The sequence below is a fragment of the Cupriavidus sp. FW305-F7 genome (assembly GCF_058782875.1).
Genome location: NZ_JBYSYC010000051.1, coordinates 1 through 14,823 on the forward strand (window position 1 = coordinate 1; position 14,823 = coordinate 14,823).

The window sequence follows — 14,823 nt, forward strand, 5'->3', positions numbered from 1 at the left end:
GAGCGACTTCACCCGGTAGCGGTAGACACGAATCATGCCGCTCATTCTAACGTGGGAATGCCGCCTCTCGGCGGCGCCCCTTTCACTCCCCGCCTTGAATGGCGAGGCTTCTCGGAGCAAATCTGATGAAATCACTGCACACCCACCGATCCGCCACCCGCCACGCGCTTGCGGCCGCCACGCTGCTGCTGACCGCCGGCGCCGCCCAGGCCGCCGATGGCGACACGCTGAAGAAGATCAAGGACAGCGGCGTGATCTCGCTTGGCTATCGCGAATCGTCGATCCCGTTCTCATACACCGACGGCAAGGAGGTCATGGGCTATTCGCACGAGATCCTGCTGCAGATCGTCGACAAGGTGAAGAGCGAACTGAAGATGCCCGGCCTGCAGGTGCGACTGACCCCGATCACCTCGCAGAACCGCATCCCGCTGGTGCAGAACGGCACGATCGACATCGAATGCGGCAGCACCACCAACAACCTGGAGCGCCAGAAGCAGGTGGCGTTCTCCAACAGCCTGTTCGTATACGGCATCAAGATGCTGACCAAAAAGGATTCGGGCGTGAAGGAGTTCGCCGACCTGAAGGAGCGCAACGTGGTCACCACCGCCGGCACCACCGGCGAGCGCCTGCTGGTCAAGATGAACGGCGAGAAGGCCATGAACATGAACCTGATCAGCACCAAGGACCACGGCCAGTCCTTCCTGATCCTGGAGACCGGCCGCGCCGCTGCCTTCGTCATGGACGAGCCGCTGCTGTATGGCGAGCGCACCAAGGCCAAGAGCGCGGGCGACTGGGTGGTGGTCGGCGCGCCGCTGCAGACCGAGAACTACGCCTGCATGTTCCGCAAGGACGATCCCTCGTTCAAGAAGCTGGCCGACGGCGTGATCGCAGACCTGCAGACCAGCGGCCGTGCCGAGAAGCTGTACAACAAGTGGTTCATGTCGCCGATCCCGCCGCGCGGCATCAACATGAACTACCCGCTGTCGGCCGACATGAAAGCGCTGTTCGCGGCGCCGAACGACAAGGCCTACCAGTAAGAGCAGGGCGCCACCGCCGGGATGGCATCAGGCCCGGCGGTTATTTAGCCATAATGAATCCATATTTAGCACTCGATAGTGTTTGCGGTAGTGTTGAGCCCGATATAGGCTCATAGCAGCACAACTGGCCGGCGGCCCTCACAAGCGGCCTCCGGCGCTGTCTGACCCCACACTGCTTATCCGCATCCACTGGAGAACATATGCGATCGATTCGTACTGGTTGGCTCAAATCCCTGCTGGCTGCCTCGCTGCTTGCCGGCGCCGGGCTGGCGTCCACCGCGGCGCAGGCCGCCGACCTGCTCGATACCGTCAAGCAGGCCGGCGTGCTCAAGATCGGCCTGGAGGGCACGTATCCGCCGTTCGGCTTCCGCGGCGCGAAGAACGAGCTGGAAGGGTTTGACGTGGACGTGGCGCGTGCGGTGGCGGGCAAGCTGGGCGTGAAGCCGGAGTTCGTCACCACCGAGTGGAGCGGCATCATTGCCGGCCTGCAGGCTGGCAAGTTCGACGTGATCGTCAACCAGGTCAACGTCACGCCTCAGCGCCAGCAAGTGCTGGACTTCTCCACGCCCTACGTTTACTCGGATGCGCAGCTGATCCAGCGCAAGGACGACAACCGCCAGTTCAAGTCGCTGGAAGACCTGAAGGGGCACAAGCTCGGCGTCAGCCTGGGCAGCAATTTCAACGACCTGGCCAAGTCGGTGCCGGGCATCGACGTCAAGACCTATCCCGGCGCGCCTGAGTACCTGCGCGACCTGGCGGCACAGCGCGTCGACGCCGCGCTGAACGACCGGCTGATGGTCGCCTACCTGGTCAAGACCGCCAACCTGCCGCTGCGGCAGGGCGCAATCGTGGCGGGTGCCACCACGCAGGTGGCCATCCCGTTCCGCAAGGACAACCCCAAGTTCGCGCAGGCCATCAACCACGCGCTAGATGACCTGGCCAAGGACGGCACGCTTGGCAAGCTCTCGGTGAAGTGGTTCGGCACCGACGTGACCAGGCCCGCCGGTAAGCCAATCAAGTAAAACAGTCAGGAAAGCCAGTCAGGTAAGCCGGCCAGCAAGCCGGGCGGTATCATGTCGCGGCGCCGCGGCCTGCATGGCTGCCGCGCCGCTTTCTTTTTCATTCTTCTGCCGCCGCCACGCCCATGTCCGCTCTCCAGCTTGTCACCGATTCTCTGCCCGTACTGCTGCAGGGCACGCTGCTGACCATCAAGTTCGCGTTATGGTCGATGGTGTTCGGGCTGATGCTGGGCACGGTGGTGGCGCTGATGGGCATCAGCCATAGCCGCGTGCTCAAGGCGGTGGCGCGCACCTACGTCAGCATCATGCGCGGCACGCCGCTGCTGGTGCAGATCTTTGTCGTCTACTACGGGCTGCCGGGCATCGGCATCGCGCTGGAGCCCACGCCCGCGGGCGTGCTGACGCTGAGCCTGAATGTCGGCGCCTACCTGTCCGAGAGCATGCGCGGGGCCATCCTGGGCGTGTCGCGCGGCCAATGGCTGGCAGCCTACAGCCTGGGCCTGACGCCGGTGCAGGCACTGCGCTACGTGGTCGGCCCGCAGGCGCTGCGGCTGGCGGTGCCGAGCCTGTCCAACAGCCTGATCAGCCTGATCAAGGACACCTCGCTGGTATCGGTCATCACCGTGACCGAGCTGCTGCGCACGGCGCAGGAGGTGATCGCGGCCACCTACCAGCCGTTGCCGCTGTACCTGGCAGTGGCGGCCATCTACTGGGTGCTGAGCACGGGGCTGTCGGGCGTGCAGCATATGCTGGAGCGGCGCTTGTCGCTGCCCGGGCGACACTGATCGGTGCTACAAAGTAAAAGGCCAGCTCCGCGGAGCTGGCCTTTTTTATCGCCGGGCCGGTCAGCCCTGCGCGATGCGGCTGGCGATATGCCCCAGCGCCTCTTCCACCTGGTCTACCAGGACCAGGCACAGGTCGCCCGGCTGCAGGTGCGACAGCGCGGTATCGATGGCGAGGAACTCGCCACGGATCTCCTCGACCTGGCCGGCGCGTTGCGCGCCCTGCAGGCCTTCGCGCAGCAGCGCCAGCACCTCGCCGTCGGCGCGGCCGCGCTGGCACTGGTCCTGGTACAGGATGACTTCATCGAACACGCCGCCCAGGATCTGGGTCTGGCGGCGGATGTCGTCGTCGCGGCGGTCGCCCGCGCCGCTGATCACCACCACGCGCCGTTTGGCGGGGATGGTCTCGACAGCGCTGCACAGTGCCAGGATGGCATCCGGGTTGTGGCCGTAGTCGGCGATCAGCGTGGCGCCGCGGTAGTCGAACACGTTGAAGCGTCCCGGGGCGGTCTGCGCGTCGTTGACGAAGGTGGCCAGGCCGCGGCGGATAGTCGACCAGTCGATGCCCAGCGCCCACGCGGCGGCGATCGACGACATCGCGTTATCGACCTGGAAGCCGATGGTGCCGTTGCGCGTCAGCGGGATCTCGGCCAGTGCGATGCGCACTTCGGTATCGCCTTCGGATACGACGATGTCGGCGCCGTCCACGAACACCACGCGCTTGCCCTGCGCACGGTGCGTGGCCATGGCCGGCTGGTTGGGGTCGTGCGCGAAGAAGGTGACACTGCCGGGGCAGGCGTCGGCCATGCGCACCACCATCGGGTCGGCCGCGTTCAGGACCGCCATGCCGTGCGGCGCGACGTTCTGCACGATCACGCTCTTGAGCACCGCCAGGTCTTCCACCGAGTTGATGAAGGACAGGCCCAGGTGGTCGCCTTCGCCCACGTTGGTCACCACCGCCACGTCGCAGCGGTCGAATGCCAGGCCTTCACGCAGCAGGCCGCCGCGCGCGGTTTCAAACACGGCGGCGTCCACGTCCGGGTGCAGCAGCACGTTGCGCGCGCTGCGCGGGCCGCTGCAGTCGCCGGTGTCGATGCGCTCGCCCTGGACATACACGCCGTCGGTGCCGGTCATGCCCATGCGCAGGCCGCTGGTGGCCATGATGTGGGTGATCAGCCGGACCGTGGTGGTCTTGCCGTTGGTGCCGGACACGGCCACCACCGGAATGCGGCCATCGTCGCCATCGGAGAACATGGTCGAGACAATGGCTTCGCCGACCGCGCGGCCCTTGCCGTACGACGGCTGCAGGTGCATGCGCAGGCCCGGCGCGGCGTTGACCTCGACGATGCCGCCGGCCTGTTCCTCGAACGGCTTGAGCATGGTCTCGCACACGGCGTCGACGCCGGCGATGTCCAGGCCTACCATCTGCGCCGCCGCCACGGCGCGCGCGGCGATGTCCGGGTGGACGTCGTCGGTCACGTCGGTGGCGCTGCCGCCGGTGGACAGGTTGGCGTTGTTGCGCAACACCACGCGCGTGCCCTTGGCCGGCACGGAATCGGCGGTCAGGTTCTGCTTGGCCAGCGTGGCCAGCGCGATATCGTCAAAGCGGATCTTGGTCAGCGAGGTCGCATGGCCTTCGCCGCGGCGCGGGTCGCGGTTCACTTCCTCGACCAGCTGGCGCACGGTATGCACGCCGTCGCCGATGACCTGCGGCGGATCGCGGCGCGCGGCCGCCACCAGTTGCTTGCCGACCACCAGCAGGCGGAAGTCATGGCCCGGGATATAGCGCTCGACGATCACGTCCGAGCTGATGTCCGAGGCGACCTCATAGGCCGTCATCACTTCCTCGCGGGTGCGGATGCGCACCGCCACGCCCTTGCCCTGGTTGCCGTCGCGCGGCTTGACCACCACCGGGGCGTCGATTTCCTGCGCGGCGGCCCAGGCCTCTTCGGCGCTGCGCACCGAGCGGCCCAGCGGCACCGGCACGCCGGCGGCGTGCAGCAGGGTCTTGGTCAGGTCCTTGTCCTGCGCGATCGATTCGGCCACGGCGCTGGTGCGGTCGGTCTCGGCGGCCTGGATGCGGCGCTGCTTGCTGCCCCAGCCAAACTGCACCATCGAGCCCTGCGTCAGTCGCCGGTAGGGAATGCCGCGCGCCACCGCGGCGTAGACGATGGAGCCGGTGCTCGGCCCCAGGCGCACGTCCTCGTCCAGCTCGCGCAGGCGGTGCAGCGCGTCGGCGAGGTCGAATGGGGTGTCGTTGCGCGCGGCGCGGCACAGGGCCTCGGCCAGCTCGAATGCAAGCCGGCCGACTTCTTCCTCGCTGTATTGCACGATCACCTGGTAGGTGCCGGGCTCGACCGTCTGCGCGGTGCGGCTGAAGGTGACCGGGCAGCCGGCGGCGGCCTGCAGGCGCAGCGCCGTCACTTCCAGCACGTGGGCCAGCGACAGCTCGCCCGATTCCTCGTCCGGGCGCAGCGGCCCGATCTCAGGGAAACGGGCGCGCAGCCGGTCTTCAAAGCCGGGCAGCGCCGACAGCATGTTGGTGGCATCCTGGCAGGCCACGATCGCCTCGATGGCGGTGTGGCGGCACCACAGGTTCGGGCCCCGCAGGGCCCGGATACGTGAGACTTCCATAGAACGGTTTCCGTGTCTTCTATGCGCGGTTGAGCTTGGGGCCGCGTCAGCCGCGGCGCGCAGGCTGGCCCATCCAGTGGTGCACCAGGTCGACGGTGGCGCCGGTGGCGGCCTCGTCGCACTGCAGTACCAGCAGGTCGCCCGGCACCAACTGGCTCAGGGCGGTTTCAATGGCGCTGGCACGCGTGCCTTCGTCGATGATCTTGGTTACGCGCCGGCCTTCGTACATGCCCTGCTTGAGCAGCGCGCGCGCCTCGGCATCGGGCAGGGCGCGCTTGACGCTGCGGTCCTCGCACAGGAAGACGCGGTCGAAATGCTGGCCCAGTGCCTTGCCCTGGCGCACCAGGTCTTCGTCGCGGCGCTGCACGCCGGCGCCGTAGACCACCATGCGGCGCTCGGCCGGAAAGCGGTCCAGCGCGGTCGCCAGTGCTTCCAGCGCGGGCGCGTTGTGGGCGTCGTCGATCACCACGGTGGCGCCGTTGCGCTCGAACAGCGTGAAGCGGCCCGGCACGTCGACCTGGCCGACATCGAAGGTCACCACGCCGGCGCGGATCAGGTCGTTGGAAATGCCCAGCGCCCAGCCCGCGGCCACGGCCGCGAGCACGTTCTCGACTTGGAACGCGACGCGTCCGGCGTAGGTCAGCGGCACCGCGGCCACGTCCACCAGCGCGGTTTCACTGCTGCCGATGGCCAGCACGATCTTGCCTTCGCGCAGGTACACCGCGCGCTTGCCGGCGGCGCGGTGCGACACGATCGCGGGCAGCTCCGGCGTCAGGCCGAAGAAGATCACGTCGCCGTCGCACAGCCCGGCCATCTCCACCAGGCGTTCGTCGCGCGCGTTGAGCACGGCCGCGCCTGTCTCCAGCACCACGTCGACCTGCGTGCGCAGCACGTTGTACATGCGGTCCTCGTCCTCGACGTAGTAGTCGCCGAGGTGGTCGGGCTGGTCGAAATTGGTGACCACGCCGACCTGGCAGCGGTCGTAGACCAGGCCTTCGGAGAGGATGCTGCCGCTGTCGTTCTCGAACACGGCGGCCTCGACCGCGCGGTTCATCAGGATGCGATGGCCAGATTCCCAGTTGGCGCGGTCGCCGCTTTCCACCTGGCGGCGGTCCAGGAACAGCCCGTCGCTGCAGGCCAGGCCGGTATGCTTGCCCGACAGTTGCAGCAGGCGCGCCACCAGGCGCGCCACCACGGTCTTGCCATTGGTGCCGGTCACGCCCACCACCGGGATGCGGCCCTGGTCGTCATCGGACTCAGGGAACAGGTGGTTGACGATGGCGCGGCCCACCGGGCGCGGCGTGCCTTCGGCCGGCTTGATATGCATCAGCAGGCCGGGGCCGGCGTTGACTTCGACGATGGCGCCGCGTTGCTCGGCCAGCGGGCGCGAGATGTCCTCGGCCACCAGGTCCACGCCGGCGATGTCCAGCCCGACCACGCGCGCGGCCAGCGCCGCATGCGCGGCGACGCTCGGGTGCACGCGGTCGGTGACGTCGAAGGCGACGTTGCCGTTGCGCTGGATCAGCACCGAGCGGCCTTCGGGCGGGACCGTGCTGGCGTCCATGCCCTGGCGCTTCAGTTCCAGGCGCGCGGCCGAGTCCAGCCGCACACGGTTCAGCGGATGGTCCTCGGTGGTGCCGCGGCGCGGATCGGAATTGATCTGCAGCTCGATCAGCTCGTCGATGGTGGACTTGCCGTCGCCGACCACGCTCGCGGTCTCGCCCATGGCGGCGGCCACCAGGCGGCCGCCCACCACCAGCAGGCGGTGCTCGTTGCCGGGGATGAAGCGCTCGACGATGACGCCGTTGCCTTCGTCGATGGCCACGCCGTAAGCGGTCTCGACTTCCTCGCGGGTCATCAGGTTGGTGAACACGCCGCGGCCGTGGTTGCCGTCATAGGGCTTGACCACCACCGGCACGCCGATGTCCTCGGCGGCGTCCCAGGCGTCGGCCGGGGAATCGACCATGCGGCCCTCAGGGACCGGCACGCCGCAGGATTCCAGCAAGCTCTTGGTCAGGTCCTTGTCGCGCGAAATGCTTTCGCCGATGGCGCTGGTGCGGTCGGTCTCGGCGGTCCAGATGCGGCGCTGGCGCGCGCCGTAGCCGAGCTGCACCAGGTTGCCGTCCGACAGGCGGATCGCCGGGATCTCGCGGTCGTCTGCGGCATCGACGATGCAGGCGGTGCTGGGGCCCAGGCAATGCTCGTCCACCAGGCGGCGCAGGTTGTCCACGGCGGCGGGGACGTCGAAGGGACGGTCCTCGATCGCGGCCATGACCAGGTCGCGGGCGGTGAACAGTGCGACGCGGGTGACTTCCTCGTGCCAGGCGCGCACGATCACCTTGTAGACGCCGCGCACCGGGGTCTCGCGCGCCTTGCCGAAGCCGCCGGGCATGCCTGCCAGGTTCTGCAACTCAAGCGTCACGTGTTCCAGGATATGGCCGGGCCAGGTGCCTTCCTTCAGGCGCTGCAGAAAGCCGCCGCGCTCGCCGATGCTGCAGCGATGCTCGATCAGCGACGGCAGCCAGGCCGACAGGCGCTCGTAGAACCCCGGAATCGTGTTGGAGGGAAAGTCCTCCAGTTCCCCGATATCGACCCATGCCTCCAGTACGGGCCGATATGTCCACATATTCGGGCCGCGCAGCGACATGACATCGAAAATCTCAATGTCCTTCTTTTTCATTGAATTAGCTTGAGGCAGTGGGCGGAACCGCCCGAGAAATGGAAGCCTAACCTTTCAGTAACGTTACAGCACAGAGCGGGTTGACTTTCTTCGTGTAAAAGTGATTGTGCAGTGCATCAGGAGTACCCGCGCGTTCGTCGTTATGTATACTGCGGGCGAATTCGCGGGCCGCCAGAGCGTGCCCGGCCTAAATTTGTTTCAAGTTATGTCCGTACCCCTGGACGCACGCCGCGCCATCCATGACCCAGTCCTCCCTGCCTGTCCCTACCGCCCCTGCTGCCGACGAGCCCTGGCGGGCTGAATCCGGATCGTGGCTCCGACCCGGCGAGACCGTCCTGGCCGGACTGGCTCTGGACCTCGACGCGAAGCTGCATTTTACCCAAGGGTGGCTGGTTGTGACCGACCAGCGCATCGTTGCCCGGGCTCCCGGTGAAAAAAATGTGCGGGAATGGAACATCGCGCCCACCCTGCGCCTGTCGCACACCGACCACGCGGGCGTGGGCGCGCTGGAACTGAGCGGTCCGGAGGGCCGGCTGGCCAGCTGGCGATATACGCTTGGTTACAATCCGGCCGCGCTGCGGCTGGCTGACCAGTTCGAAGCCCAGCGCGACGCCGCCGGCGCGCGCCCGGCCGGCGAGGCGGGCGAGGTGCTGTGCCCGACCTGCAAGGCGCCGCTGCCCCCTGACGAGGAGCAGTGCCCTCAATGCAGTCGGGAGCTGGAAACCCCGCCCTCGACCTGGGCGCTGCTGCGCCTGTGGCGCTTTGCCCGGCCCTACCAATGGCAACTGCTGGCGGGCTTCCTGCTGACGCTGCTGTCCACCGCGGCCACGCTGGTGCCGCCGTACCTGACCATGCCGCTGATGGACAAGGTGCTGATCCCGTTCCAGAACGGCGTGCCGATCGACTACGGCCTCGTGCGCCTGTACCTGGCGGGATTGCTGGGCGCGGCGCTGGTGGCCTGGTCGCTTGGGTGGGCGCGCACCTACCTGCTGGCGCGCGTATCGGAGCGCATTGGTGCCGATCTGCGTACAACAACCTACGAACACCTGCTAAAGCTGTCGCTGGAATATTTCGGCGGCAAGCGCACCGGCGACCTGATGGCGCGCATTGGTTCGGAAAGTGACCGCATCTGCGTTTTCCTGTCGCTGCACCTGCTGGACTTTGCCACCGACGTGCTGATGATCGTCATGACGGCGGTGATCCTGGTGTCGATCAACCCGTGGCTGGCATTGGTCACACTGGTGCCGCTGCCGTTCATCGCCTGGATGATCCACCTGGTGCGCGACCGCCTGCGCCACGGCTTCGAGAAGATCGACCGGATCTGGTCCGAGATCACCAATGTGCTGGCCGATACCATCCCCGGCATCCGCGTGGTCAAGGCCTTTGCCCAGGAAAAGCGTGAGGTGTCGCGCTTCCGCGAGGCCAACAAGCACAACCTGGCGATCAACGACCGCGTCAACGCGGTATGGTCGCTGTTCACGCCTACGGTCACGCTGCTGACCGAGATCGGCCTGCTGATCGTGTGGGTGTTCGGCATCTGGCAGGTGTCGCACAGCGCCATCACGGTGGGCGTGCTGGTGGCGTTCCTGACCTATATCAGCCGCTTCTACACCCGGCTGGATTCGATGAGCCGGATCGTCTCGGTGACGCAGAAGGCCGCCGCCGGCGCCAAGCGCATCTTCGACATCCTCGACCATGTGTCGAGCGTGCCGGAGCCGGTGCGCCCGGCGAAGCTGGACAAGGTCGAGGGCGCCATCGACATGAGCGACCTGGGCTTCCGCTACGGCAACCGCGCGGTGATCCGCGGACTGAACCTGTCGATCGAGCCGGGCGAGATGATTGGCCTGGTGGGACACAGTGGCTCGGGCAAGAGCACGCTGGTCAACCTGATCTGCCGTTTCTACGATGTTTCCGAGGGCGCGATCCGCGTCGACGGCGTCGATATCCGCTCGCTGCCGGTGTCGGAGTACCGCCGCCATATCGGCCTGGTGCTGCAGGAGCCGTTCCTGTTCTTCGGCACGATTGCCGACAACATTGCCTACGGCAAGCCCGACGCCACGCGCGAAGAGATCATCGCCGCCGCGCGCGCCGCGCATGCGCACGAGTTCATCCTGCGCCTGCCGCATGGCTATGACTCCCTGGTCGGTGAACGTGGCCAGGCGCTGTCGGGCGGCGAGCGCCAGCGCATCTCGATCGCGCGCGCGCTGCTGATTAATCCGCGCATCCTGATCATGGACGAGGCCACCTCGTCGGTCGACACCGCCACCGAGAAGGAAATCCAGAAGGCGCTCGACAACCTGGTGCAGGGCCGCACCACCATCGCCATCGCGCACCGCCTGTCGACACTGCGCAAGGCCGACCGGCTGGTGGTGATGGACCGCGGCCAGATCGTCGAAGTCGGCAGCCATGACGAACTGCTGTTGCGCGAAGGCGCGTACTACAAGCTGTACCAGGCGCAGGCGCGCAATGTCGACACCGAGGACGGAGACGGCGAGGACGAAGCCGTTGAAACGCTGGAGGCCGCCAATGCCCAATGACATCCCCGCCACCACGCCGACGCCCATGTTTACGCTAGATCGCAATCCGTTCGGCCGCCTGGTCCTGATCGCCGAGGACGGCACCGTCCACGAAGGCGTGGTGCCGGTGCGCGCCTTCCCGATTTCCGCGCCGCAGGGCGGCATCGGCCTGATGAGCACCGACGGGCATGAGGTGGTGTGGATTCCGCGGCTGGAGGATGTGCCGCAGGCAGAGCGCGACATGATCGAAGCGGAACTCGCCTCGCGCGAGTTCATGCCGGAGATCGAGCGTATCGTCAGCGTGTCGACCTACGCCACGCCCAGCGTGTGGACGGTGCAGACCGATCGCGGCCAGACCGAGTTGGTGCTGCGCGGCGAAGAGGCGATCCGGCGCCTGGCCGGCAGCACGCTGCTGGTATCGGACACGCACGGCATCCACTACCTGATCCGCGACCTGATGGCGCTGGACAAGCACAGCCGAAAGATCCTCGACCGCTTCCTCTGAGGCGTCGCTGGCGACGCTGGAACCCTGGCCGGAGCTCTGCCGGCTGGGTTCTTGTTCCGCGTCCTAGTGCAGCATCTCGGACGCGTCGTCTTCGTCGTCCCAGTCATCGTGCATGACCGGCACGTCAGGCGCCATGTCGAACACCATCGAGTGGTAGCGCACGCTGAACCACTCGCGGAACATCTGCAGCGACAGTTCCTCGGGCCACATCGAGTCGTCGAACCACTCGCCCAGCATGAATTCAAAGAACTCCTGCCAGCGCTTCTCGACCCAGCGCATGGCATTGTCGTGCGTATCGGCCAGTTCTTCCGGCAGCAGGAACACGCTCTGGTCCTCGCGCACCTGCTCTAACGTGAGGCCGGCCACCGGCTGGGGATCGACCGCCTGGATCCAGTCCAGGAACGGCTGTTCCGGGACCAGGGCGACCATGGAACGGTTGATGGTGAAGCGGGGATGGTCAGACATGGCGAAAGCCTTCAAGGACTGCAACCGCCTATTGTAGTCCTTCGCCGTGCGGCTTCCCTGCGCGCTACTGATAATCCATGGTAAAGATCATCGCGCTTGATACCGTCCCCGGTGAGGGCGTGCCGCCCAGGCCGATGTAGCGCGCGCCGAAGCGATATGTGGCGGGGACGTTGGCCGTGATGTTGCTCATCGCTTTGCGCACCTGCAACGGAACGGGCGCGGTGCCGCTCGCATTGACGATCTGGACGCCGGCGCCGCTGGCCATGCCGCCCGTCCCTGCATTGCCCCTGGTTTGCGAGCGTCTTGGCGCTGATAGCAGGCAGGTTGACCAGTGTTGCAGGCAATTTCCCGCGGTGTCACGTTGCCGCTGAAGCCGATGTAGTTGTTGACGCCACCCAGTCCCCTGCCGTGCTGCCCTTGTAGACGCCGAAGCCGAACCGGGTCTGGGTGGGATCAAGATTGCCTGAGGTGATCGGCCCGGTCTTCACGAACTCCACCGGTACCGATGCCGAATAGTTCAGGTTGGAGTCGAGGTTGCCAAGGTTTGCACTGAGGGTATTGCAGTTCACGCCGGCTGCGTTGGTCATGGGCTGGCCCGCTGCATTGCGCAGCGGGATGCCGATACCGGCGACACCGGTGGAGTAGACGCCAGGCATGACTTCAGTGCCGCTGCGGTAGTAGCAGGAGATGATGGGAGCGCCGGCCACCACATACGGCGGCACGTAGGCACAGGTGCCGCTGAATGAGTAGTAATGCACCGTTCCGGGAATGGTGCTGCCAACGGCAAGGTTGGCGGCGACTGCCATGTTGCTGAGCGCCTGCAGATATGGCATCGCCGGCGTGGAAGTGCAGGCCGCTTGAGCGAAATGCGGGACAGCAAGAAGAGCAAGTACCACCAGCCAATGGCGCAGGGTGCTGATAAGTTGTTTTCCGTTCATGGCAGGGATCGCCGTGATGGCATGCGCAGCGTGCACAAACGGCCAGGTTGTGGGCCGGCCCTCCGGCTTTCCGGCATGCCGGCTGAAGTTACGCCTACTACGATCGGTTTGGCGCATTCCGGCAACCATAAGGCTTGCCTTAAACCTGGGTCAGAGATTTCATGCCACCGGAACGAAGGGCTGCCCAACTGCCCCTTGATCCCACACCATGCCGCAAGGCGCTGTGATCCGGACCTCCGTTCGCTTTCGTCGAGCCATTGAGGAAAACGACAAGCGCATTGCCGCCGGTGGCTGGCTATAGTCTGCGAGGGGCTGCAGGCAGGCCATGCCGTCTGATGCGGACAAGGCATGAATCGATTCTTGTCTGTCATGAATCGGGCACCTGCCGACAAGGCACAGGCCCGACAAGGAGAAGTCATGGATACGTATGTCGACCTGCAGCGGGCCATCCTGAACAACATACCCGACCAGGCCTGGCTGAAGGACGCCGGCTCCCGCTACGTGCTGGTCAATGACGCCTTCATGGCCGCATGCGGGCGGTCCGAGGCCGAGATCCTGGGCAGCACGCCGGACAAGGTATGGTCGGAGGAATGGGGACGGGTCTACCTGGGCACCGACAAGGCCGTGGTGGCCAGCGGCATCCGCCGGCGCTATGAGGAATGCCGTCACGGCCAGGACGGCAGCCTGCGCTGGTTCGATACCATCAAGATGCCGATTCGGGGCCAGGACGGCGCGGTCGTCGGCACGGTCGGCATCTCGCGCGACATTACCGACCGCAAGCGCTCCGAGCAGGAGTTGCTGGATTCGCGCGCGCAGTTGCGTGAGCTGTCCGCCTACCTGCAGTCCGTGCGCGAGGCGGAGCGCACCCGGATCTCGCGCGAGCTGCACGATGAGCTGGGCCAGTCCCTGACGGCATTGCGCCTGGGCCTCAGTTTTATCGAAGCGCAGCAGGGCCCCGATGCCGACGACGCGTGCCGCAAGCATTTGCAGATGCTCAAGCAGATCGCGGATTCGACGGTGGATGCGGTGCAGCGCATCGCGGCAGACCTGCGCCCGCCGCTGCTGGATGAGCTGGGGCTGACTGCTGCGATCGAGTGGCTGGCCGAGTCTTTTTCCGAGCGCGGCGGCATCGCCTGCGAGCTCGCGCTGCAGCCCGTCGGCGAGCTCAGCGCCGAACTCAGCGCCGAACTCAGCACCGCGGTCTTTCGCATCGCGCAGGAAGCGCTGACCAATGCCTGCCGCCATGGCCGCGCCGATCGCGTGCGGGTGGAACTGAGCGAGGCCGGCGGAACCTTGCGGCTGGTGGTTGCCGACAACGGCCGCGGCATCGATGCGTCCAGGGCCGGGCATCGCCGCAGCCTGGGTTTGCTGGGGATGCGCGAGCGTGCGCTGATGCTGGGCGGCAAGCTGACGGTAACCAGCGAGAAGGGCGGCGGCACCCGGGTCGAGGCGCAGATCCCCAATGCCGGCGCTGCCGGTAACGGAGGCGCAAGATGATCCGCCTGATGCTTGCCGACGACCACACCATCATCCGCGACGGGCTCAAGAAGATCTTCTCCACCGTGCCCGACATGCAGGTGGTGGCCGAAGCCGCCGACGGCTGCGAAGTGTTGGCGCTGCTGCGCGCGCAGGCGCCGGACGTGCTGCTGCTGGACATGTCTATGCCGGGGCGCAGCGGCATCCTGCTGATCCAGCAGATACGGGCCAGCCATCCGGCGCTGCCGATCCTGGTGCTAAGCATGTACCGCGAGTCGCAATATGCGGTGCAGGCCATCCGCGCAGGCGCGGCGGGCTACCTGACCAAGAATGTCGAGTCCGACCAGCTGCTCGGTGCCATCCGCAAGGTAGCGCGCGGCGGTACCGCGGTCTCGCCGGCGATTGCCGACAAGCTTGTCAGCCAGGCTCGGCAGCCGGATGCCATGTTGCCGCATGCACGCCTGACGGCGCGTGAACTGCAGGTGTTCCAGATGCTGGCCGAGGGGCAGGGCATCAACGAGATCGCCGCGGCGCTGTCGCTCAGCGCCAAGACCGTGAGCACCCACAAGGCCAATATCCTCGGCAAGATGGATATCGCTTCGACTGCCGGGCTGGTGCACTACGCCATCCGCCACGGCCTGCTCGCCGAAGCCGGGGACGCCGCCTAGCCTGCTGCGGATCTGCTGCGGTGCGTCTAGGAAAATCCTTAGGTCGAATTCAGCCAATCCTGATGCCGTGATGCCGCCCCGGCACCTACGCTTCAGGTAGCGA

Annotated in this window: 12 protein-coding genes; 7 read left to right on the forward strand and 5 right to left on the reverse strand. The window is 66.4% G+C overall.

What is annotated here, in order from left to right; all coding sequences use genetic code 11:
• Window positions 1-125 precede the first annotated feature (125 nt).
• The 3 genes from AC3WL8_RS33170 (at window position 126) to AC3WL8_RS33180 (ending at window position 2,841) form a co-directional block, all read left to right on the forward strand.
• A complete protein-coding gene (locus tag AC3WL8_RS33170) occupies window positions 126-1,037 on the forward strand; it encodes a glutamate/aspartate ABC transporter substrate-binding protein (RefSeq protein ID WP_492379711.1) in 912 nt (303 codons plus the stop codon).
• A gap of 200 nt (window positions 1,038-1,237) precedes the next feature.
• Window positions 1,238-2,059, forward strand: coding sequence for a transporter substrate-binding domain-containing protein (locus tag AC3WL8_RS33175; RefSeq protein WP_013955826.1), 822 nt, complete (start codon window positions 1,238-1,240; stop codon window positions 2,057-2,059).
• A 122-nt stretch (window positions 2,060-2,181) separates the two neighbouring features.
• Window positions 2,182-2,841 (forward strand): amino acid ABC transporter permease, encoded by a 660-nt coding sequence (locus tag AC3WL8_RS33180; protein WP_013955827.1) that lies wholly within the window; start codon window positions 2,182-2,184, stop codon window positions 2,839-2,841.
• A gap of 60 nt (window positions 2,842-2,901) precedes the next feature.
• Here AC3WL8_RS33180 and cphA (AC3WL8_RS33185) read toward each other — a convergent pair whose 3' ends face one another.
• A complete protein-coding gene (cphA, locus tag AC3WL8_RS33185) occupies window positions 2,902-5,472 on the reverse strand; it encodes a cyanophycin synthetase (protein ID WP_013955828.1) in 2,571 nt (856 codons plus the stop codon).
• A gap of 46 nt (window positions 5,473-5,518) precedes the next feature.
• The gene (cphA, locus tag AC3WL8_RS33190; RefSeq protein ID WP_153955015.1) at window positions 5,519-8,152 is read right to left on the reverse strand and encodes a cyanophycin synthetase; all 2,634 of its coding nucleotides are present in this window, start codon (window positions 8,150-8,152) and stop codon (window positions 5,519-5,521) included.
• A 239-nt stretch (window positions 8,153-8,391) separates the two neighbouring features.
• Here cphA (AC3WL8_RS33190) and AC3WL8_RS33195 point away from each other — a divergent pair, with 239 nt between their 5' ends.
• On the forward strand, window positions 8,392-10,689 hold the full coding sequence (locus AC3WL8_RS33195; RefSeq protein WP_013955830.1) for a cyanophycin metabolism-associated ABC transporter: 2,298 nt from the start codon (window positions 8,392-8,394) through the stop codon (window positions 10,687-10,689).
• Window positions 10,679-11,173: a cyanophycin metabolism-associated DUF1854 family protein gene (locus AC3WL8_RS33200; RefSeq protein WP_013955831.1), complete on the forward strand. Its 495-nt coding sequence runs from the start codon at window positions 10,679-10,681 to the stop codon at window positions 11,171-11,173. Before AC3WL8_RS33195 ends, AC3WL8_RS33200 begins: the two co-directional genes overlap by 11 nt.
• A gap of 63 nt (window positions 11,174-11,236) precedes the next feature.
• Here AC3WL8_RS33200 and AC3WL8_RS33205 read toward each other — a convergent pair whose 3' ends face one another.
• The 3 genes from AC3WL8_RS33205 to AC3WL8_RS33215 all read right to left on the reverse strand — a co-directional run bounded on the left by AC3WL8_RS33205 (window position 11,237) and on the right by AC3WL8_RS33215 (window position 12,576).
• The gene (locus tag AC3WL8_RS33205) at window positions 11,237-11,638 is read right to left on the reverse strand and encodes a hypothetical protein (protein ID WP_013955832.1); all 402 of its coding nucleotides are present in this window, start codon (window positions 11,636-11,638) and stop codon (window positions 11,237-11,239) included.
• 64 nt (window positions 11,639-11,702) lie between these two features.
• Window positions 11,703-11,903: a fimbrial protein gene (locus tag AC3WL8_RS33210; RefSeq protein ID WP_492379712.1), complete on the reverse strand. Its 201-nt coding sequence runs from the start codon at window positions 11,901-11,903 to the stop codon at window positions 11,703-11,705.
• A 91-nt stretch (window positions 11,904-11,994) separates the two neighbouring features.
• Entirely contained in the window at window positions 11,995-12,576 is a 582-nt protein-coding gene (locus AC3WL8_RS33215; RefSeq protein ID WP_492379713.1) for a hypothetical protein, read from the reverse strand.
• A gap of 417 nt (window positions 12,577-12,993) precedes the next feature.
• On the opposite strand from AC3WL8_RS33215, the gene AC3WL8_RS33220 reads away from it, so the two are divergent.
• Window positions 12,994-14,073, forward strand: coding sequence for a sensor histidine kinase (locus AC3WL8_RS33220; RefSeq protein WP_492379714.1), 1,080 nt, complete (start codon window positions 12,994-12,996; stop codon window positions 14,071-14,073).
• Complete coding sequence (locus AC3WL8_RS33225) at window positions 14,070-14,720, forward strand: response regulator (protein WP_013955835.1); 651 nt, start codon at window positions 14,070-14,072, stop codon at window positions 14,718-14,720. Before AC3WL8_RS33220 ends, AC3WL8_RS33225 begins: the two co-directional genes overlap by 4 nt.
• Window positions 14,721-14,823 lie beyond the last annotated feature (103 nt).

Excerpts from the sequence above, each read along its gene's own strand:
- cphA (WP_013955828.1), bottom strand. The coding sequence starts at position 5,472 with ATGGAAGTCTCACGTATCCGGGCCCTGCGGGGCCCGAACCTGTGGTGC.
- AC3WL8_RS33225 (WP_013955835.1), top strand. The coding sequence starts at position 14,070 with ATGATCCGCCTGATGCTTGCCGACGACCACACCATCATCCGCGACGGG.
- AC3WL8_RS33180 (WP_013955827.1), top strand. The coding sequence starts at position 2,182 with ATGTCCGCTCTCCAGCTTGTCACCGATTCTCTGCCCGTACTGCTGCAG.
- AC3WL8_RS33170 (WP_492379711.1), top strand. The coding sequence starts at position 126 with ATGAAATCACTGCACACCCACCGATCCGCCACCCGCCACGCGCTTGCG.
- cphA (WP_153955015.1), bottom strand. The coding sequence starts at position 8,152 with ATGAAAAAGAAGGACATTGAGATTTTCGATGTCATGTCGCTGCGCGGC.
- AC3WL8_RS33215 (WP_492379713.1), bottom strand. The coding sequence starts at position 12,576 with ATGAACGGAAAACAACTTATCAGCACCCTGCGCCATTGGCTGGTGGTA.
- AC3WL8_RS33220 (WP_492379714.1), top strand. The coding sequence starts at position 12,994 with ATGGATACGTATGTCGACCTGCAGCGGGCCATCCTGAACAACATACCC.
- AC3WL8_RS33200 (WP_013955831.1), top strand. The coding sequence starts at position 10,679 with ATGCCCAATGACATCCCCGCCACCACGCCGACGCCCATGTTTACGCTA.
- AC3WL8_RS33175 (WP_013955826.1), top strand. The coding sequence starts at position 1,238 with ATGCGATCGATTCGTACTGGTTGGCTCAAATCCCTGCTGGCTGCCTCG.
- AC3WL8_RS33205 (WP_013955832.1), bottom strand. The coding sequence starts at position 11,638 with ATGTCTGACCATCCCCGCTTCACCATCAACCGTTCCATGGTCGCCCTG.
- AC3WL8_RS33195 (WP_013955830.1), top strand. The coding sequence starts at position 8,392 with ATGACCCAGTCCTCCCTGCCTGTCCCTACCGCCCCTGCTGCCGACGAG.
- AC3WL8_RS33210 (WP_492379712.1), bottom strand. The coding sequence starts at position 11,903 with ATGGCCAGCGGCGCCGGCGTCCAGATCGTCAATGCGAGCGGCACCGCG.